The sequence below is a fragment of the Nonomuraea sp. NPDC049758 genome (assembly GCF_040674635.1).
GTDB lineage: Bacteria > Actinomycetota > Actinomycetes > Streptosporangiales > Streptosporangiaceae > Nonomuraea.
Window position 1 is genome coordinate 410,194 of record NZ_JBFAMZ010000008.1, and the last position, 19,047, is coordinate 429,240.

Below are 19,047 nucleotides of genomic sequence, written 5' to 3' on the forward strand. Positions count from 1 at the left end.
TTCGCAAAGTTGTGAATGCCACACCCCTACTTGGACGAACCGCCGTGAAGCGTTATGAGCCACGTCGCCAACCGGCTGCCATTGAGGGATCGATCCACCTGTGCGACATTTGCGGCAGGCTCTCAGTGAGCAGCGCGGGGGCGGCGATGGTCCGGTTGCAGTGCGCCGCCGCCTTCGTCCTGCGGCCGGACGGGGTGAGGAGCGTATGAGCCACGTTCTCGAAAAGCGGTACCGCCGTCTTCTGCGCGCCTGTCCCGAGGGCTACCGCGCCGGCGTGCCGGGGTGGGCCGACGGTCTGCATCTCGGCGCGCTGGCCGTGGCGGTCGTCACCGTCGCGCAGCTGCCCGTCCTGCCCTACCTCGTCTTCAAGGTGTGGACCGGGGTCGGGGTCGTCCTGGTGGTGGCGCTCGTGCGGGGATGGACGCGGGTCGCGGCTCCTCTCGCGGCGATCGCCGCGCTCCTGACGAGCTGGCCGATCGTCCTGGGATGGTTGCACGGCCCGGTGGTCGACGTCGGCCCGCTGTACGGCGACCTCGGGCCGGTCGCGCCCTACTGGGTGGTCGCGGCCGCGTCGGTGGCGCTCGCCGTCCGGCGGACCGGGGCGGGCCGCGCGTCGGGGCAGGCCCGATGGTGGGGCGCGACGATGCCGGTCCGGTCGCCGTGGTGGCTGGTCGTCCCGCCGGTCTGCTGGGCGCTGCAGCTCGCGCAGGTGCCGGCGTACGAGACGGTCTGGGGCGTCGTACGGGCCGGCGTCGAGGTGGTGGCCCTGCTGCTGGTGCTGGCCGCCACGCTGGCCGCCCGGGACGGCCGCTGGGCGCTGGCCGCCGCCGTCTACCTGGTTCCCGGCCTGGTCCACCTGGCCGAGAACCTGCCGGTGACCCGGGTGAGCGGTTTCCTGTACTGGAGCGTGCTCACCGTTCTCGTGGTGACCTCCTTGGCGGCGGCCCGGCGGATGCGCGCCGGGGCGTGACCGCCGCCTGGTCAGGAGGTGGTGACGAGGAAGCGGTGGAGGCCGCGGCCCACCCAGCGGTCGCGATGGTCCGGCGGCTCGGCCGCGGACAGCGCCGGGAAACGCCGCAGGAGCAGCGGCAGCGCGATGCGGGCCTCCATGCGCGACAGCGGCGCCCCCAGGCAGAAGTGCGGCCCGGCGCCGAAGCTGAGCGGCTGGACGTCCGGACGGTCCGGATCGAAGCGGGCCGGATCGGGGAAGCGGCGCGGGTCCCGGTTGCCGGCGGCGAGCATGAGGACGACCTTCGTCCCGCCCGGCACCGGGACGCCGGAGACGTCGGTCGCCGTCTCGGCCCACCGGCTGGTCGCCTGGACGGGCGCCTCGAACCGCAGGACCTCCTCCACGTACGCGGTGGCGAACCCCGGCTCCGCGCGCAGCCGCGCGGCCTGGCCCGGGTGCTCGAACGCCAGCCGCAGCCCGTGCCCGAGCAGGAAGCTCGTCGTCTCGAACCCGGCGGTCAGCAGCAGCATGAGGTTGCCGACCAGCTCGTCGTGGCTGAGCCGGGTGCCGTCGTCGTGGGCGCGGACGAGCGCGGTCAGCATGTCGTCGGCGGGGTGGCGGCGGCGGTCGTCGATCAGCTCGCCGAAGTAGCCGGCCAGCTCGTCCATGGCCTTGTCGGCGATGGACAGCCTGGCGACGTTGGTGATGCCCTCCAGGGCGATCGTCAGGTCCGAGGCGACCTGGCGGAACCACTTCTGGTCCTCCTCGGCCACGCCGATGAGCGCGCTGATGACGGCGATCGGCAGCCGGGAGGCGAACTCGGCGACGTAGTCGACGGGCGTGCCGCCGGCGCCGAGGTCGGCCAGCCGGTCCAGCAGCCGGTGGACCATCCGCTCGACCGACTCCTGCATCCCGGCCACCCGGGCGGGCGTGAAGCCGCTGCTGACCAGGCGCCGGGTCTGGGTGTGGCCGGGCGGGTTGCGGTACAGCATGGAGTCGGTGTAACCGCGCAGCGAGGAGTGCGAGCGCCAGGCGGGATAGATGTGGTCGTACCCGGCGGCGTCCTGGACGCGGAGGCGGTTGTCGCGCAGCGCGCGGTTGATCTCGGCGTACCCGACGGCGACCGTGAGACCGGGACGTACCGGGACGACCGGGCCGTGGGCGCGCAGCAGCTCGTACAGCGGGTAGGGGTCGCGGCGGCCCTCGGGGGCGACCAGGGCGGCGACGATCTCGGCGGGGGTCACGGGCGGGCCACCAGCCGGACGATCCGCAGCGCGCCCGCCGGATGCACCGAGGCGACCTCCAGGCCGCACCGCGCGGCCAGGGCCCGCAGGTCGGCGACGGCGCGCTCGCGGCCGCCGTAGTAGACGAGCATGCGCAGGTCCATCCCGGTACGCGGCGACTCGCCGTCGGGGCCGAAGTCCTCCACCACGAAGACCGAGCCGCCCGGCCCGGCCGCCTCGGCGCAGCGGCCCAGGATGACGGCGGCGTCGTCGTCGCTCCAGTCGTGCAGGATCCATGACAGCAGGTAGCCGTCGGCGCCGGGCGGCAGCGGGTCGAAGAAGCTGCCCCCCACGGCCTCGCCGCGGCCGGACAGTCCGGCGGCCGCCAGCGCCGCGGCGGCGGCCCGCGCGGTGGCGGGCTGGTCGACGACCGTGCCGCGCAGGCCGGGGTAGGCGGTGAGCAGGGCGATGAGCAGGGATCCGTCGCCGCCGCCGACGTCGACGATCCGGCCGAGGCTCCCCCAGTCGTAGCCGGCCACGATGGCGGGGGCCCGGCCGGGGACCTCGGCGGCCATGCGCGCGTCGAACGCGGCGGCGCGGGCCGGGTCGGCGGCCAGGTCCGCCCAGAACGAGCGGCCGAACTGCCGGGGGAAGGCGGCCTCGCCGGTGCGCACGCTGTGCAGCAGGTGGGCGAAGGCCAGCTCGGCCCGGCCCTCCCAGCTCTCGATGTCCAGCATGGCGCGCATCCCGGCCGGATGGTCGTCGCGCAGCTCCTCCCCGATGGCGGTCAGCGTGTACCTGCCGTCGTCGTCGCGGCCGAGCACTCCCCTGGCGGCCAGGTAGCGCATGAGGCGCTCCAGCACGCCGGGGTCGGCGCCCACGGCGGGGGCGAGTTCGGCGCCGGTGGCCGGCGCCTTGGCGAGCCGGTCGGCGATCCTCAGCGTCGCGGCCACCCGGATCGCCATCGGGGTTCCGAGGTGGGCCAGCGCCCACAGGCGATGCTCCGTCACGCGGTCATCGTCACATCGGGGCGCGCGCACGGGCACCTTCCAGAATGCCGCCCGCGCCCGCGCCGGCGGAACAGCGCACATCGCGAGATGGCCGCCGCGCGCGCGGGTGCCACGCTGAGGATGCACCGTGCTGCCTGCCCAGGGAGATGTCCGATGCCCGATGCCGCGCCGAAGACCCGCCCGCTCACGGGCAGCGAGTACGTCGAGAGCCTGCGTGACGATCGTGAGATCTACCTCTACGGTGACCGCGTCAAGGACGTCACCGAGCATCCGGCGTTCCACAACCCGGTGCGGATGACCGCCAGGCTCTACGACGCCCTCCACGCCGACGGCACCCGTGAGCTGCTGACCTGCCCCACCGACAGCGGCGGCGAGGGCTACACGCACCGCTTCTTCACCACCCCGCGCACGGTCGAGGACCTGGTCGCCGACCAGCGGGCCATCGCGACGTGGGCCAGGATGAGCTACGGCTGGATGGGCCGCAGCCCCGACTACAAGGCCTCCTTCCTCGGCACGCTGGGCGCCAACGCCGGCTTCTACGCGCCCTTCGACGGCAACGCCCGCCGCTGGTACCGCGAGTCGCAGGAGAAGGTGCTGTTCTGGAACCACGCGATCGTGCACCCGCCGGTCGACCGCAACCGGCCGCCGGACGAGGTCAACGACGTCTACGTGCACGTCGAGCGGGAGACCGACGCGGGGCTCGTGGTGAGCGGCGCGAAGGTGGTGGCGACCGGCTCGGCGCTGACGCACTACAACTTCATCGCCCACTACGGCCTGCCGGTCAAGAAGCGCGAGTTCGCGCTGGTGGCCACCGTGCCGATGGACGCGCAGGGCCTGAAGCTGATCTGCCGCCCGTCCTACGGCATGAACGCGGCGCTGACCGGCGGCCCGTTCGACTACCCGCTCTCCTCCCGGCTGGACGAGAACGACAGCATCCTCGTCCTGGACAAGGTGCTCATCCCCTGGGAGAACGTGTTCATCTACGGCGACCTCGGCAAGGCGCAGCTGTTCACCGGCCAGTCGGGCTTCACCGAGCGGTTCACCTTCCACGGCTGCACCCGGCTGGCGGTCAAGCTGGAGTTCATCGCCGGGCTGCTGGTCAGGGCGCTGGAGATCACCGGCACCAAGGACTTCCGCGGCGTGCAGACCCGGATCGGCGAGGTGCTGGCCTGGCGCAACCTGTTCTGGGCGCTGTCGGACGCCGCCGCCCGCAACCCGGTGGAGTGGCGCAACGGCGCGCTGCTGCCCAACCCGCAGTACGGCCTGGCCTACCGCTGGTTCATGCAGATCGGCTACCCGCGGATCAAGGAGATCGTCCTTCAGGACGTGGCCAGCGGGCTCATCTACGTCAACTCCGGCGCGGCCGACTTCAAGAACCCCGACATCCGCCCGTACCTGGACAAATACCTGCGCGGCTCGGACGGCACCGACGCCGAGGGCCGCGTCAAGGTGATGAAGCTGCTGTGGGACGCGATCGGCTCGGAGTTCGGCGGCCGCCACGAGCTCTACGAGCGCAACTACGGCGGCAACCACGAGAACACCCGGGTCGAGCTGCTGTTCTCGCAGATGGCCGGCGGCCAGCTGGACGAGTACGCGGCCTTCGTCGACCGCTGCCTCGGCGAGTACGACCTGGACGGCTGGACGGTGCCCGACCTGTCCTCCTTCGAGGAGCTGCGGCGCACCGGCACCGGCTGACCCGCTCGACCCACCCCTGACAAGAGAAGGGCGAACCCACCCATGCGTCCATTCCGCATCGACATCCCCGAGGCCGACCTGGCCGACCTGCACCGCCGGATCGACGCCACCCGCTGGCCGGACGAGCTGCCCGGCACCGGCTGGGAGCGCGGCGTGCCGCTGGGCTACCTCAAGGAGCTGGCCGACCACTGGCGGCACGGCTTCGACTGGCGGGCGGCCGAGGCCGAGCTGAACCGGCACCCGCAGTTCGTGACCGAGATCGACGGCGCCGACGTGCACTTCCTGCACGTGCGCTCGCCGGAGCCGCAGGCCGTGCCGCTGCTGCTGACGCACGGCTGGCCGGGCTCGGTCGCCGAGTTCCTGGACGTGATCGGGCCGCTCACCGACCCGCGCGCGCACGGCGGCGACCCGGCCGACGCCTTCCACCTGGTCATCCCGTCGATCCCGGGGTTCGGGTTCTCCGGGCACACCAGGGAGGCGGGCTGGCATCCGTACCGGGTGGCGCTGGCGTGGGCCGAGCTGATGCGCCGGCTGGGCTACGACCGCTACCTGGCGCAGGGCGGCGACGCGGGCGCGGTGATCTCGCTGGAGCTGGCCAGGCTGGCCCCCGAGCACGTGATCGGCGCGCACGTCAACATGCTGATGGCCTTCCCCTCGGGCGATCCGGCCGAGCTGGCCGGTCTGACGCCCGCCGAGCAGGGGCGGCTGGCCGGGTTGGCGCGGTTCGACGAGGAGCTGTCGGGCTACATGAAGCTGCAGTCCACCCGCCCGCAGACGCTGGCGTACGCGCTCACCGACTCGCCCGTGGGGCAGCTGGCCTGGATCGTGGAGAAGTTCCACGACTGGACGGACTCCGACAAGTCGCCCGAGGACGCCGTGGACCGGGACCGGATGCTGGCCAACGTGTCGATCTACTGGCTGACCGCGACGGCCGGGTCGTCGGCGCGCTTCTACTACGAGGGCGCGGCGGGCCTGAAGATGGCCGCCGAGGGGCACCGGCCGCCGCCCATCACCGTGCCCGTGGGCGTGGCGGTCTTCCCCAGGGACATCTTCGTGCCGGTGCGCCGGCTGGCCGACCGGGACGTCCCGACGATCAGCCACTGGACCGAGTTCGAGCGGGGCGGCCACTTCGCCGCCATGGAGCAGCCGGAGCTGCTGGTGGGCGACGTGCGCGCGTTCGCCCGCTCGCTGAGGTAGCCGTACCGACGAGAAGGACGCCGGCGGGGATCCGCCGGCGTCCTTCGTCGTTCGGACGGGGTCAGGACTTGAGCAGCGGCACCTGCGGGCGCTGCTCGGGGGCGGCGGCCGGCGCGGGGCCGCCGCCGCTCTGGCACAGGACCCGCAGCATGAGCGCGGGCCGCATGAGCGTCTGCGGCGGGTCCACGAGCCCGGCCACCCGCATGAACGCGGCCGTGACCGCGCCGTCGCGGGCCGCCGCGGCGTGCAGGCGCGCCATGTAGGCGTTGCCGATGCGCACCTTGGCGGTACGCCGCCCCTCCACCCCGGGGAAGGCGAGGTCGGCGCCGGCGGAGATGTCCCACGGGACGTCGATGACCCGCGAGATGTCCCTGAAGAACGCCCGCCAGGGCGGCACCGCGCCCGCCTGGAGGTGCTCGCGCAGGATCATCGCCTCCATGGCCGCGACGGTCATGCCCTGGCCGTAGACGGGGTTGAAGCTGCACACGCCGTCGCCCAGCACCAGCAGGCCGTCGGGGAAGGCGGGCAGACGCTCGTAGCGGCGCCGCACGCTGGCCGGGAAGGTGAAGGTGACGCCCTCGTCGAGCGGTTCGGCGTCGCGGACGGCGTCGTAGACGTCGGGCACGGGCAGGGACTTGGCGAAGGCGAGGAAGCCCTCCAGGTCGGCCGGCGGATGGTCGCCCAGGATGCCGGTGAGGGAGAGCATGCTCATGTCGCCGGGCAGCTTGGGGAAGAACGCGCCGCGCGGGTTCGCCGGCGAGGCGACGGGGTTGATCGACAGGTCCTCGCCGTACGGGTCGCGGCGCAGGCGGAAGTGGCGGGTGGTGTAGGCCAGGCCGATCTTGACGCGGTCCTCGTCCGGCCGGGGGAAGCCGAGCTCCTGGAGCCAGGCGGGGGTGCGCGAGCCGCGGCCCGTCGCGTCCACCAGCAGGTCGCAGGCCAGGTGCTCCTCGACGCCGTCCGTCCCGCGGACGCGGACGCCGGTGACCCGGTCGCGGGCCGGGGTCGTGGTCGGCCCGAGGATGTCGGTGCGCTCCAGGAAGCGCACGTTGGGCAGGGCCGAGACGCGGTTCCTGACCTGCTCCTCCAGGACGGGCCTGGTGGCCGAGACGCTGATCAGGCCGGTGGGGGCCGGGCGCAGCCGGCGGCCGTTGAAGTACCAGCGCAGGCTGGTGGCCAGGTCTCCGGCGGGCACCCCGTCGTCGATCATCTGCTGGGTGAGGCCGGGGAACAGCTCGTCCAGGATCTGCTGGCCGCGGGCCAGCAGGGCGTGGGCGTGGCAGCCGTGCGGCACGCCCCGGCGCGGGCCCGCCGCGCCGGTCAGCGTGTCCCGGTCCACCAGCAGGACCTCGGCGCAGTGCTCGGCGAGCACGCGCGCGGCCAGCAGCCCCGCCATGCCTCCGCCGAGCACCACCGCGCGCTGTGCGACGTGAGCGGCCATCTCAGTCACGCGGGCTGTTCTGGTAGGCGGCCAGCTTCCACTGCCCGTCGCGGCGGACGGCCAGCCAGGAGGCGCGGACCGCGCGCTCGGGGGCGACCTCGCTCTCCCCGGCCGCCAGCACGCCGCCCTCGGTGGTCAGCAGGCAGACGTCCTCCGCCAGGAAACGCAGGTCGATGGGCTGCCCGGTGACCTGGGTGCCCTGGTACGGCCCGGCGAAGGCGTGGGTCATGAAGGCGCGGATCTCGGCCTGGCCCTTGCGGTACACGCCGGGCAGGATCATCGAGCCGTCCTCGGTGAAGACGGCGGCGAACGCCTCGGCGTCGTGGGCGGCCCAGGCGGCGATGATCTGCTGCGGCAGGGCGGCGACGGCGAGGGTCTGGTCGGGGGCGGACACGGTGGTCATGGCGATCTCCTTCAGATGTAGAGGGTGTCGGGTTCCAGGCCGCACAGAATCCGCCCGTACAGCTCGGCGTTGGTGTTGGGGTGCATGAGGGCGTGCTGGTTGACGGCGTGCACGTCGCGGGCGATGCGCTGGATGGGCACGTCGCTGTAGATGGAGGAGCCGCCGCTGGCGGTGGCCAGGATGTCGACGGCCTCCTTGGCCAGGCGGCAGACGGCGCCCATGTCGGCGCGGGCGCGTACGCGCTCCTCGATCGTCCACTGGGCGGAGTCCGCGTCCTTGGCGTCCACGGTGCCGGACAGGCGGTGTGCGTGGAACTCGGCCTGGTCGATCTTGAAGGTGGCCTCGGCGACCTGGAGGTGGGTCAGCGGGGCGGCGCTCTGGCTGGCGTACCCGGTGTAGGTGATCTTGCGGTCGGGCAGCCGTTCGAAGAAGACCTCGCGGGCGGCCCTGGCCAGGCCGAGCACGGTTCCGACCGAGGAGGCGGCGGCCACGGGCAGCAGCGGCGAGCGGTAGATCGGGGAGCCGGCGTTGGCGCCGTCGGCGTGCTGTCCCTGGAGGATCGCGCCCAGTGGCATGACCCGGGCGGCCGGGACGAACAGGTCCTGGGCCACGGTGCTGACGCTGCCGGTGCCGCGCAGGCCGGAGGTGTGCCAGTCGTCGATGACGGTCAGGTCGCTCATCGGCACCAGCGCCATGACCGGCTCGGGCTCGCTGTCCGGGCCGACGACGACGGCCACGATCTCCTGCCAGTGGCTGTGGTGGGCGCCGCTGACGAAGCCCCACTTGCCGTTGACCACGATGCCGCCCTCGGCGCGCACGGCCATCGCCGTGGGGCTGAGCGTGCCGCAGATGCGCACGTCGGGGGTGGCGAACACCTCGTCCTGGACGGCCTCGGGGAAGTGGGCGGCCATCCAGGTCGGGATCCAGTAGACCGAGGCCGTCCACGCCGCGGCGCCGTCGGCGCGGCCCAGCTCGGCGGCGACCTCGACCAGGGTGCGCGTGTCCGCCTCGAAACCGCCGTAGCGGCGCGGCGTCCGCAGCCTGAAGACGCCGGCCTCGGCCAGCGCCTCGATCGTCTCCTCGTGCAGCCTGCGGTTCTCCTCCGCCCAGGCCGCGTTCCTGCGCAGGACAGGGCCTGCCTCCGTCGCGCGGCGGACGAGGTCTTCCCGCGCCGGAGCACCTGTCATCAACACCATGTCCTCCCGGGACGTCAGTCGAGACACTGCTCCCTGAACGTCCCATTCGCCGGTTGACGGGCGCATCTTCCGGCGTGCGGGATTGCCGGGCACGCACGGAGATGCGAAGGTCACCGGCGCCGGGCGAGCCTTGAGGGAAAACCCGAGACGAAGGGTTCGCGCAGCATGACAGCCGTCACCCACGCCCCCATGGCTCCGCCCGAGCCCGGGCTCACCCCCGACGAGATCGTCGCCAGGGCCGAGGCCATGGTGCCCGCCCTGGTCGAGCGCCAGGCCGAGACGGAGCGGCGCACCTACTACGCCCCCGACACCCACGAGGCGTTCGCCAGGGCGGGCTTCTACCGCATCCTGGTCCCCCGCCGCTTCGGCGGCTACGAGTTCGGCGTGGAGACCTTCATGCGGGTGTCGATGACGCTCGCGCGGGGCTGCCCGTCCACCGGCTGGATGTACTCCTTCGGCGCGGCGCACACGCTGGCGGTGGCCACGCTGTTCGGCGAGCGGGCCCAGAGCGAGCTGTTCGCCTGCGGGGACTTCGTCTGCCCGGCCACCGTCGCGCCCGGCGGCTCCGCCCGTCCGGACGGCGAGGGCGGGTGGCTCCTCGACGGCACCTGGAGCTACTGCTCGGGGGCCCCGTACGCCACCCACTTCATGGGCCACGTCGTCGTGGACGGGCAGCCGATGTTGTTCGTCGCGCCGCGCGACCAGTGGCGCCGGCTGGACGACTGGGGCGGCCAGCTCGGCCTGAAGGGCAGCGGCTCGCACAGCATCGCCATGGAGGGCGGCCGCGTCCCCGGCCACCTCACGCTGCCGATCCACCTCAGCCAGGCCGTCGTCACCGGCGGCACCCCGGGCCGGGACCTGCACGGCAACCCCGAGTACGGCGGCGGCCCGCTCAGCGTCATGCTGCTCGGCAGCGCGGCCGTCGTGCTCGGCATGGCCCAGGGCGCCCTGGACGCCTACGAGGAGCTGATGCGGACCAGGACCACCATCTTCCCGCCGTTCACCATCCGCGCCGAGGACCCCGACTACCAGTCCTGGTACGGCGAGGCCGCCGGCATGCTCGCCGCCGCCGAGGCGGCCATGACGAACGCCGTCCAGCAGTGGAGCCGGACCTGCGCGGCGGGCCCGGAGGCGTTCACCAGGGAGCGGGACGTGCGCCTGGCCACCGTCAGCCGCGAGGTCGCCCGGCTGGCCTGGCGGGCCGTGGAGGGCTGCCTGTTCCCGACGGCCGGTTCCAGCGCGGTCAGGGACGGTCAGCGCATGGAGCGGATCTGGCGGGACATGTCCACCACGCACAGCCACGCCGGGTTCGCGATCTACCTGGCGGCCCTGGCCAACCGGGAGCTGTCCCGCGCCCGGTTCGGCCTGGACTGAACCTCCGGACGGCGAAGGCGGGCCCGGTGAACCGGGCCCGCCTTCTCGTGCGCTCGGTCTCGTGCGCTCGGGTCTCGTGCGCTCGGTCTCGTGCGCTCAGTCCACCAGGACGGGCTCCTGGTCCGGCTGGTGGTGGCCGTCGTGCACGCCGGCGAAGGGCGCCACGCCGCGCAGCCGGACCAGCGCGAGCACGGCCAGCACGGCGCACAGGGCCGCGCTCGCCCACGCGACCGCGTGCAGCCCGGCGGTGAACGCCTCGCGGGCCGCGCCGAGCAGCGCCGCGCCCTGGTCGGCGGGCAGCTGGCCGGCCACGGTGACCGCGCCGGTGATGCCGTCCTGGGCGAGCGCCGGGGTGCCGGCGGGCGGGGTGAACGTGCCCCGGTAGACCGCGGTGCCGAGGCTGCCCAGGGTCGCCACGCCGAGCGCGACGCCGAACTCGCCGCCGGTGGCCACCAGCGAGGCGGCCGATCCGGCCTGCTCCGGCGGGCTGGTGCTCATCGCCACCTGGTTGATCATGCCGCCGACCGGCCCGACGCCGAAGTAGCACACGCCCAGGAAGACGATCAGCGCGGTCACCGCGCCCACGACGACCTGGGTGAGCAGGAGCTGCCCGACGACCGCGATCACCATGCCGCCGCCCAGCAGGTACGCCGGCCGCACCCGGCTCGCCAGCCGCGGGGTGAGGTTGATCGAGACGATGAGCGCGACGGCCGGGCCCAGCAGCCACAGCCCCGCCTCCAGCGGCGACATGCCCTCGACCGTCTGCAGGAACAGCGCGACCTCCATCCCGGTCCCGGTCTGCAGCGCCCCGCACAGCAGCCCGATCAGCACCGCGGCGGTGAACGCGCGGTGGCGGAACAGCCGCACGTCCAGCAGCGGGTGGGCCAGGGCGCGCTGCCGGTGCACGAACACCGCCCCCACGAGCAGCCCGGCGGCGACCGCGACGGCCGGACCGGCGCCCCAGCCGTCGCGGGCGACCGCCTTGAGCCCGTAGATCAGCGGCAGGATCGCCGCCAGCGACAGCACGACGCTGACCAGGTCGATCCGGCCGCCGGCCGGATCGCGGAACTCCGGCAACAGCGGGGCCGCGGCCAGCAGCAGGAGCATGACCGGCACGCCCATCAGGAAGACCGAACCCCACCAGAAGCGCTCCAGCAGCGCGCCGCCGACCACCGGGCCGAGCGCGATGCCCAGCATGAACGCCGTGCCCCAGGCGGCCATGGCCAGGCCGAACTGCCGGGGGTCGCGGAACATGACGCCGATCAGCGACAGCGTCGAGGGCAGCAGCGTGGCCCCGGCGACGCCGAGCAGCGCGCGGGCCACGATCAGCATCTCGGGGCTGGTGGAGAAGGCGGCCAGGAGTGACAGCAGGCCGAAGGCCGCGCCCCCGGCCAGCAGCAGCCGCCGGCGGCCGATCCGGTCGCCGAGCGAGCCCATGGTGACCAGGAACCCGGCGGTCATGAAGCCGTAGATGTCGGTGATCCACAGTTGCTGGGTGGCGTCCGCGCCCAGGTCGGCGCTGAGGTGCGGCAAGGCCAGGAACAGCACGCTGATGTCCAGGGCCACGAGCATCGTGGGCAGGAACAGCGCCACCAGCCCGAGCCACTCTTTCCGCCCCGCGCGCGGGGCGCCGTCGTCGGTCACGTCCTCACTCCTTGTTCCCTGGGTTCATGTGGTCAGCTCGATCCGCGTGTGGTCGCCGACCACGAGACGGTGGTCGCTGCGGCCGGGAGCGACGGTGGTGTAGCGCCCGATGAGCGAGCCGCGCAGGCCGCTGGCGGCCACGATGGAGGCGCCGTCGAGCACGATGGAGTCGGACAGGCGGGTGGAGCGCACCACGCAGTCGCGTCCGATGGAGGTGCCGGGCCCGATGTGGCTGTCCACGATCAGGGTGTCCGGGCCGATGATCGCCGGTCCCTCGACGACGGAGGCGACCACCCGCGCGCCGGGGCCGAGCACGACGTCGCCGCGTACCAGGCTGGCGGCGTCCACGTGGCCGGCGATGTCGCGGGAGAGCCGGGCCAGCAGCCGCCGGTTGCACTCCAGGACGTCCTCGACGCGGCCGGCGTCGCTCCAGTAGCCGCGGTAGAGGCTCGCCCTGACCTCCTGGCCGGACGTCAGCAGCCACTGGACGGCGTCGGTGATCTCCAGCTCGCCCCGGCGTCCGGGGGCGATGCGGTCCACCGCCTCGTGGACGGCCGGGGTGAAGAAGTAGACGCCGGTCATGACCAGGTCGCTGCGCGGCCGTTCCGGCTTCTCCACCACCCGCAGCACCGCGCCGGTCTCGTCGGTCTCGACGACGCCGAACGGCCGTGGGTCGGCCACCCGGTGCACCACGATCTGGGCGGCCGGGCGCAACGCGTGGAACTCCTCGGCGATCGGGCCGATGCCGTCGGCCAGGACGCAGTCGCCGAGGTACATGACGAAGTCGTCGCCGCCGAGGAAGGGTCGCGCCAGCTTGACGCAGTGGGCCAGCCCCAGCGGGCGGAGCTGGCGGATGTAGGTGACGCGCGTCCCGAACCGCGAGCCGTCGCCGACGACCTCGGCGATCTGCGCCTCCCTGTCGCCGACCACGAGGCCGATCTCGGTCACGCCGAGCGCGCGCAGGCTCTCCAGCACGTGCTCCAGGACCGGTTTGTTGGCGATCGGGATGAGCTGCTTCGGCATGGAGTGGCTCAAGGGACGCATGCGGGTGCCCGACCCGCCGGACAGCACCAGAGCCTTCATGCTCGCCAGGATCCCAACGACGGACCCCCGCGGGCATCTCTGACAGTGCGGGATGACGGCGAAGAAAGCCCGGTTACCCGATGCCCTCCACCAGCCCGGCCCCCGAGGACAGGCCGTCGCGCAGCCGCTGACCGGCCCGTTCGTCGACGGTGTCGGCCAGTTCGTGCACCCGCGACAGCGCCCGTTCGGCCGCGCTGGCGTCGCCGAGGGCGACCAGCACCTCGCTCAGGATCGTGAGCGTCTGCGCCTCGAACAGCGGCGCGCGCATCTGGCGGAACAGCGTGACCGCCTTGCGCAGGCGGCCGATCGCGTCGCCGGGCTCGTTCGCGGTGACGGCCAGCTCGCCCAGCCCGGCCAGGGCGTGCGCCTCGGCCAGGCGGTGGCGGGCGGTCTCGGCCACGGCCAGCGCCCGGCGCAGCATGTCGCCCGCCTCGCGCAGGCGCCCCCTGCGCAGGTGGGCGATGCCGAGGCCGTGCAGGGCGAAGGACTCGCCGACGGTGTCGCCGATCTCCTCCACCAGCGTGAGCGCCTCCTCGAACGCGCCGGCCGCCAGCGCGAACTCCTCGGCCTGCAGGTGCACCCGGCCCATCCGGTGCAGGATCTGGGAGATGATGCGCCGGCTGCCGCCGCTCTTCCCGCGGACCAGCGCCTCGGCCAGCATGATCTTGGCGTCGTCGATGTCGCCGCACTCCGACCGGATGGCTGCCAGGTTGTCCAGCGTGTGCGCGGCCGAGATCTGGTCGCCGATGTCGGTGAAGATGGCCAGCGCCTGTTCCAGGTGCGTCGCGGCGGCGTCCAGCTGGCCGTTCATGCGTTCCAGGAACGCCAGGTTCCGCCGGGACCGGGCGATCTGGACGACGTTGCCGGTCTTCTCGAACAGCGTCAGGGCCGCCTCGAAGTCGCGTCTGGCCTCGCCGAAGTGCTGCTCGGTCTGGGCCAGCGTGCCGCGCACGCACAACATCTCGGCCTGGCCGCGCTCGTCCCCCGCCCGGCGGGCGGCCTCCAGGGCGATCTCCTGGATCTCGCGCCAGTCGTCGAGGTAGACGTGCAGCTCGAAGAAGGGCTCGGCGTTCATCGCGGTGCGCCAGCACAGCTCCACGAACCCGGCCTGGGCGGCCTGGCGGATGCCGGCCAGCAGCACGTGACGCTCGCGTTCGAACCAGCCGATCGGGTCGGCGACCAGCCGCTCGACCAGCTCGGCCGGGAGCGGCGAGTCGGGGCCGGGCCGCAGGTGGGGGCCGGCGGGCGGGCCGTACTCGCGGGTCCTGGCGGTCTCGGTGAGGCGGTGCAGCGCGTCGAGCACGCGGGCCAGCGCCGCGCTGCGCTCGGCGGGCGGCTCCTCGGCGGCCAGGCGTTCGTGGGCGTAGACGCGGATGAGGTCGTGGAAGCGGTACTGGACGTTGACGTTCCTGCCGACTCCGGCGACCTCGATGAGCTGGGCGTCCACCAGGTCGTCGAAGAGGTCCTGGGCGTCGGCCAGCGGCCGGTCGAGCAGGGCGGCGCCGGTCCAGGCGGAGAAGATGTGCGAGTGCAGGATCGCCAGCCGGCGGAACAGGCGGCGGGCGTGCTCGGTGAGCGCGTCGTAGGTGAGCGACAGGCTGGCCCTGATGCCCATGTCGCCGTGCTTGAGCTCGTCGAGCCGGCGGGCCTCGTCGCCGAGCCGGTCCACGAGCTGTTCCACGGCCCAGTGGGGGCGCGAGGCCAGGCGGGCGCCGGCGATGCGCAGCGCGAGGGGCAGGAAGCAGCACAGCTCGGCCAGGGCGGCGGCCGACTCCGGCTCGGCCCGTACGCGCTCGACCCCGGCGATGCGGGACAGCAGCTCGACGGACTGGGCGGCGTCGAAGAGGTCGACGTCCACGTGGGTGGCGCCGGCCAGCCCGCCGAGCCGGGTCCGGCTGGTGGTGATGACGGCCGAGGTCGGGCTGCCGGGTAACAGCGGCAGCACCTGGCTCTCGGCGGCGGCGTCGTCGAGCACGATCAGCATCCTGCGGTCGGCCAGCAGCATGCGGTACAGCTCGGCCCGCTCGCCGAGGGTGTCGGGCAGCGCCGTCCCCTGCACGCCGCAGGCCCGCAGGAACCGGTCGAGCACCTGCATCGGGTGGACCGGGCGGGAGACGCCGCCGTGCAGGTCGGCGAAGAGCTGGCCGTCGGGGAAGTGCGCGGCGACGCTGTGCGCGGCGTGCACGGCGATCGTGGTCTTGCCGATCCCGGCCCGCCCGGCGACCGCGATGACGGGCACCGCGAAGCGGCCGTCCCCGGCCAGGGGGACGGTCACCCGCTGCCTGATGACGTCGAGCTGGGCCTGCCGTCCGATGAAGTCGGCGATGTCGGAGGGCAGCATGCCGGGCACCGCGGGCGGACGGGCGGGCGGCTCGGCCGGGGCCGCCGCGGGCGGCGGCTGCGCCTCCAGGCTCTCGTCGGAGGTGAGGATGGCCGATTCGAGCTGCTGGAGCCGTTCGTTGGGCTCGATGCCCAGCTCCTCGACGATGACCCGCCGGGCGTCGCGGTAGACCTGGAGCGCCTCGGCCTGCCGTCCTGAGCGGTAGAGGGCGACCATGAGCTGGGCGGCCAGTCCCTCCCTGAGCGGGTGTTCCTGGACCAGCGCGGCCAGCTCGCCGACGAGCTCGTGGTGGCGGCCGAGGTCCAGTTCGAGCTGCACGCAGTCCTCGTTGGCGGTGACGCGCTGCTCGGCGACCCCGCTGGCCAGCGCCTGCACGGCCCTGCTGTCGATGCCGTCGAAAGCCGGGCCGCGCCACAACGCCAGCGCCTCGCGGTAGTACTGGATGGCCTCGGGGAAGGAACGTCCGTCGCGAGCCTTGCGGGCCCGGCTCACAAGGCTCTCGAAACGGCGTGCGTCGATCGCGTCGGCGGGGGCGCGCAACATGTAGCCCTGCCGGGTGGTGACGATCATCTCGGGGTGGCCGTGGGCGCTGAACAGGCGCCTGAGCGCGGAGATGCAGATCTGCACCTGTGCGCGCGACGTGGCCGGGGGGTCCTCGTCGTAGATCGCCTCGACGAGGCGGTCCAGTGTGACCGAGTGATTGGCGTTCAGGATCAGGACGGCGAGGACGATCTGCTGCCGCGCCCCGCCAAGATCGAGCTGTCTGTCGCTCGCAGTTACCTCGAGCGCACCCAACACGCGAAACTCCACCCGCATCCCCTCAAACAAATCATCGCCCTCGGTCAAAGATCTTTCCCGAAGCGACCGGAATCCGGGCGTGATTGCCATGATGAGCGGCGTAACTGGTGCTTACCCCTCAAAAGTTTCTGCCATGGTTTGGGTGGATGGTACAACGCCCTAGGGTATGTGGCCAGTTTTGGAGCGTTTCAGGGTGATCCGTGTTGCCTGTCACCGTCAGCGCTGAAAGGCGCCCTCGATCAGGCCCCACGGCCAGTCCATGGTGCCGTTGACGGAGTCGTGCTGGCCGGCGGACGGAACGGCGTGCGCGGGGGCCGGCGCGGCGGCGATGGCGGCGAAGCCGGCCAGCGCGGCGAGCAGCAGCGCGAGGGTGAGGCGGACGCGGGCGGTGAGGGTGGTGGTCGCGGTCATTTCGATCTACCTCCGAGTGATTACCGCGGTCTTCGTCCCGCGGCTTCGGAAATGACGCTCACACGGTGCGCAATTCGCGCTTTATCCATCTTCTTTTCACCGGGCATCAGCGCACGTTGGACGCTGTGCACACCCGTCTCCGCACCCGCCGTCGATAGCGGCGATAGCGCGAAATAAGGCGGCCGCCTCTTTTCGCGATCGGCGGCGATCGGACGGCGATAGCGCGGCGATAGCGGCCGGAGGTCCGGCGGATAGGCGGCGGCGCGAGCCTTGGGCGCGAGCCCGGGCGGCGCGACCTGTCGTCGTCCGGGTGGCCATGTGCGCGGACGGCCCGCGCGGACCACTCGGAGAGGTTCGATGGGAATAGCGGTGCAAGCCCAGGACGCAGTCTACGGCCGGGGGGCGGCCGACCTGCACGTACGCCTGGACCATGACGCCGACGGGCAGTGGGTGCTCGAAGCCGAGACCCGTACGGACCAGGACGGCTCGGTCAGCGAGTGGGCCGACCGCCCGCTCGACCGCGGCCTGTACCGCATCGTGTTCGCCACCGACCCGTACTTCGTCGGGCTCGGGCTGCGGCCGGCGTATCCGGAGATCGTCGTCACCTTCCGCATGGTGGACGAGACCGCCGTGAACCACATCGTCGTGCTGATCTCGCCGCATTTCTCGACCGTCTATTTCGGATCGCTCAGCTGAGGGACAGTGAGGCCGGACATGAAGATCAGCCGCTATCGACCCTTCCCCCGGATGCCGCTCGGCGACCGGGCCTGGCCGGACGCCGTGCTCACCGCGCCGCCGCGCTGGTTGTCCACCGACCTGCGGGACGGCAACCAGGCGCTGCCCAGGCCCATGGACCCCGGCCGCAAGCTGGTGCTGTTCGACCTGCTGGTGGGGATGGGCTACAAGGAGATCGAGGTCGGCTTCCCGGCGGCGAGCCAGGACGACTACGACTTCGTCCGGCTGCTGGTCGAGCGCGACCGCATCCCGGACGACGTGTGCGTGACCGTGCTGACCCAGGCGCGCGACGAGCTGATCGAGCGCACGGTGGAGAGCGTGAGCGGGGCGCCCGGGGCGACGATCCACCTCTACAACGCGACGTCACCGCTGGCGCGGCGGCTGGTGTTCGGGATGAACCGGGACGAGTGCAAGGACCTGGCGGTCCAGGGAACCCGATTGGTCATGAAATATGCCGATAAATTACTCGAAGAGGGTGATGTTCGGTTTCAGTACTCGCCTGAGCATTTCCACGACACCGAGCCGGACTTCGCGCTGGAGGTCTGCGCGGCCGTCATGGACGTCTGGCAGCCCGGCCCCGACCGGCCGATCATCCTGAACTTCCCGACGACGGTCGAGCGCTCGACGCCCAACGTGTTCGCCGACCAGATCGAGTGGCTGCACCGCAACCTGCCGCACCGCGAGCACGTCTGCCTGTCGGTGCACACGCACAACGACCGCGGCACCGGGGTCGCGGCGGCCGAACTGGCGATGCTGGCCGGCGCCCAGCGCGTCGAGGGCTGCCTGTTCGGCAACGGCGAGCGGGCGGGCAACGTCTGCCTGGTGACGCTGGGCCTGAACCTGGCCACCCAGGGCGTGGACCCCGGCGTCGACTTCTCCGATCTCGACCGGGTGCGGCGCGTCGTCGAGGAGTGCACCGGGCTCGCGGTGCCGCCGCGCCACCCGTACGGGGGCGACCTGGTGTTCACCGCCTTCTCCGGCGGGCACCAGGACGCGATCAAGAAGGCGTTCGACGCCATGGACCGGGAGGCGGCCCGTACCGGGAACGACCCGGCGGAGCTGCCGTGGGAGGTGCCGTACCTGCCGGTGGACCCGCGGGACCTGGGGCGCACGTACGAGGCGGTGGTCCGGGTCACCAGCCAGTCGGGCAAGGCGGGCCCGGCGTACCTGCTGAACGCCCGGTACGGGATCACGCTGCCGCGCGGGCTGCAGATCGAGCTGGGCCGGGCCGTCCAGGCGATGGCGGAGGCCGGGCAGGGCGAGGTCGAGCCGGAGCGGATCAGGCGGCTGTTCGAGCAGGAGTACCTGACCCCCGGCGACCCCGGCGGCCTGCCCGGCGATCTCGCCGGGACGGTGGCCACGCTGCACGTCGACGGCGGCGCGTACGGGCAGGCCCGATCGGACGTGGCGGCGGCGCTGCGCGCGGCGCTGGAGGCCGCCGGCGTCCGGGTCCGGGCCGTGCACCACCTCGACGGCGCGGCCGGCGCCGCCGGCGGCGAGGTGACCGTCTACGCCCGGTGCGGCCTGGACGGCGGCGCGGCGTGGGG

At 72.9% G+C, this 19,047-nt stretch carries 15 protein-coding genes; 6 read left to right on the forward strand and 9 right to left on the reverse strand.

The window, feature by feature from the left end:
- The first annotated feature begins 205 nt into the window (after positions 1-205).
- On the forward strand, positions 206-970 hold the full coding sequence (locus AB0J46_RS23735) for a hypothetical protein (protein ID WP_364335431.1): 765 nt from the start codon (positions 206-208) through the stop codon (positions 968-970).
- Between the two features lie 11 nt (positions 971-981).
- Here AB0J46_RS23735 and AB0J46_RS23740 read toward each other — a convergent pair whose 3' ends face one another.
- Together AB0J46_RS23740 and AB0J46_RS23745 are read right to left on the reverse strand one after the other, a co-directional pair.
- Entirely contained in the window at positions 982-2,193 is a 1,212-nt protein-coding gene (locus tag AB0J46_RS23740) for a cytochrome P450 (RefSeq protein WP_364335433.1), read from the reverse strand.
- The gene (locus AB0J46_RS23745) at positions 2,190-3,182 is read right to left on the reverse strand and encodes a methyltransferase (protein WP_364335435.1); all 993 of its coding nucleotides are present in this window, start codon (positions 3,180-3,182) and stop codon (positions 2,190-2,192) included. The genes AB0J46_RS23740 and AB0J46_RS23745 overlap by 4 nt, the downstream gene beginning before the upstream one ends.
- 153 nt (positions 3,183-3,335) lie before the next feature.
- Here AB0J46_RS23745 and AB0J46_RS23750 point away from each other — a divergent pair, with 153 nt between their 5' ends.
- Complete coding sequence (locus AB0J46_RS23750) at positions 3,336-4,877, forward strand: 4-hydroxyphenylacetate 3-hydroxylase N-terminal domain-containing protein (RefSeq protein WP_352359656.1); 1,542 nt, start codon at positions 3,336-3,338, stop codon at positions 4,875-4,877.
- Between the two features lie 42 nt (positions 4,878-4,919).
- A complete protein-coding gene (locus tag AB0J46_RS23755; RefSeq protein ID WP_364335436.1) occupies positions 4,920-6,074 on the forward strand; it encodes an epoxide hydrolase family protein in 1,155 nt (384 codons plus the stop codon).
- A gap of 61 nt (positions 6,075-6,135) precedes the next feature.
- Here AB0J46_RS23755 and AB0J46_RS23760 read toward each other — a convergent pair whose 3' ends face one another.
- From AB0J46_RS23760 to AB0J46_RS23770, 3 genes are read right to left on the reverse strand one after another with little or no spacing between them, the layout of a single operon-like run.
- Positions 6,136-7,515 carry an FAD-dependent oxidoreductase gene (locus AB0J46_RS23760; protein ID WP_364335463.1) on the reverse strand — a complete coding sequence of 460 codons (1,380 nt, stop codon included), beginning with the start codon at positions 7,513-7,515 and terminating at the stop codon, positions 6,136-6,138.
- 1 nt (position 7,516) lies between these two features.
- Positions 7,517-7,918, reverse strand: coding sequence for an SgcJ/EcaC family oxidoreductase (locus tag AB0J46_RS23765; RefSeq protein ID WP_358295174.1), 402 nt, complete (start codon positions 7,916-7,918; stop codon positions 7,517-7,519).
- 11 nt (positions 7,919-7,929) lie between these two features.
- Entirely contained in the window at positions 7,930-9,105 is a 1,176-nt protein-coding gene (locus AB0J46_RS23770) for an acyl-CoA dehydrogenase family protein (RefSeq protein ID WP_364335437.1), read from the reverse strand.
- Between the two features lie 174 nt (positions 9,106-9,279).
- Here AB0J46_RS23770 and AB0J46_RS23775 point away from each other — a divergent pair, with 174 nt between their 5' ends.
- Positions 9,280-10,488: an acyl-CoA dehydrogenase family protein gene (locus AB0J46_RS23775; protein WP_364335439.1), complete on the forward strand. Its 1,209-nt coding sequence runs from the start codon at positions 9,280-9,282 to the stop codon at positions 10,486-10,488.
- A 96-nt stretch (positions 10,489-10,584) separates the two neighbouring features.
- Here the strand turns inward: AB0J46_RS23775 and AB0J46_RS23780 are convergent, their stop codons facing one another.
- The 4 genes from AB0J46_RS23780 to AB0J46_RS23795 all read right to left on the reverse strand — a co-directional run bounded on the left by AB0J46_RS23780 (position 10,585) and on the right by AB0J46_RS23795 (position 16,765).
- On the reverse strand, positions 10,585-12,132 hold the full coding sequence (locus AB0J46_RS23780; RefSeq protein ID WP_364335441.1) for an MFS transporter: 1,548 nt from the start codon (positions 12,130-12,132) through the stop codon (positions 10,585-10,587).
- Between the two features lie 24 nt (positions 12,133-12,156).
- Positions 12,157-13,215 carry a glucose-1-phosphate thymidylyltransferase gene (locus tag AB0J46_RS23785; RefSeq protein ID WP_364335443.1) on the reverse strand — a complete coding sequence of 353 codons (1,059 nt, stop codon included), beginning with the start codon at positions 13,213-13,215 and terminating at the stop codon, positions 12,157-12,159.
- Between the two features lie 73 nt (positions 13,216-13,288).
- On the reverse strand, positions 13,289-16,354 hold the full coding sequence (locus AB0J46_RS23790; protein ID WP_364335445.1) for a BTAD domain-containing putative transcriptional regulator: 3,066 nt from the start codon (positions 16,352-16,354) through the stop codon (positions 13,289-13,291).
- Positions 16,355-16,570: 216 nt separating this feature from the next.
- Positions 16,571-16,765 (reverse strand): hypothetical protein, encoded by a 195-nt coding sequence (locus AB0J46_RS23795; RefSeq protein ID WP_364335447.1) that lies wholly within the window; start codon positions 16,763-16,765, stop codon positions 16,571-16,573.
- A 369-nt stretch (positions 16,766-17,134) separates the two neighbouring features.
- Between AB0J46_RS23795 and AB0J46_RS23800 the strand changes: the two genes are divergently transcribed.
- Together AB0J46_RS23800 and AB0J46_RS23805 are read left to right on the forward strand one after the other, a co-directional pair.
- Positions 17,135-17,461, forward strand: a complete 327-nt coding sequence (locus AB0J46_RS23800; RefSeq protein ID WP_357982008.1) for a hydroxyisourate hydrolase — start codon at positions 17,135-17,137, stop codon at positions 17,459-17,461.
- 18 nt (positions 17,462-17,479) lie between these two features.
- Positions 17,480-19,047: 2-isopropylmalate synthase (locus AB0J46_RS23805; protein ID WP_364335449.1), on the forward strand; the 1,568-nt coding region annotated here is incomplete at its 3' end.

What these genes read in the sequence shown, in the direction of transcription:
- AB0J46_RS23735 (WP_364335431.1), top strand. Translation starts at nt 206, where the DNA reads ATGAGCCACGTTCTCGAAAAGCGGTACCGCCGTCTTCTGCGCGCCTGT.
- AB0J46_RS23750 (WP_352359656.1), top strand. Translation starts at nt 3,336, where the DNA reads ATGCCCGATGCCGCGCCGAAGACCCGCCCGCTCACGGGCAGCGAGTAC.
- AB0J46_RS23755 (WP_364335436.1), top strand. Translation starts at nt 4,920, where the DNA reads ATGCGTCCATTCCGCATCGACATCCCCGAGGCCGACCTGGCCGACCTG.
- AB0J46_RS23760 (WP_364335463.1), bottom strand. Translation starts at nt 7,515, where the DNA reads ATGGCCGCTCACGTCGCACAGCGCGCGGTGGTGCTCGGCGGAGGCATG.
- AB0J46_RS23765 (WP_358295174.1), bottom strand. Translation starts at nt 7,918, where the DNA reads ATGACCACCGTGTCCGCCCCCGACCAGACCCTCGCCGTCGCCGCCCTG.
- AB0J46_RS23770 (WP_364335437.1), bottom strand. Translation starts at nt 9,105, where the DNA reads ATGACAGGTGCTCCGGCGCGGGAAGACCTCGTCCGCCGCGCGACGGAG.
- AB0J46_RS23775 (WP_364335439.1), top strand. Translation starts at nt 9,280, where the DNA reads ATGACAGCCGTCACCCACGCCCCCATGGCTCCGCCCGAGCCCGGGCTC.
- AB0J46_RS23785 (WP_364335443.1), bottom strand. Translation starts at nt 13,215, where the DNA reads ATGAAGGCTCTGGTGCTGTCCGGCGGGTCGGGCACCCGCATGCGTCCC.
- AB0J46_RS23795 (WP_364335447.1), bottom strand. Translation starts at nt 16,765, where the DNA reads ATGACCGCGACCACCACCCTCACCGCCCGCGTCCGCCTCACCCTCGCG.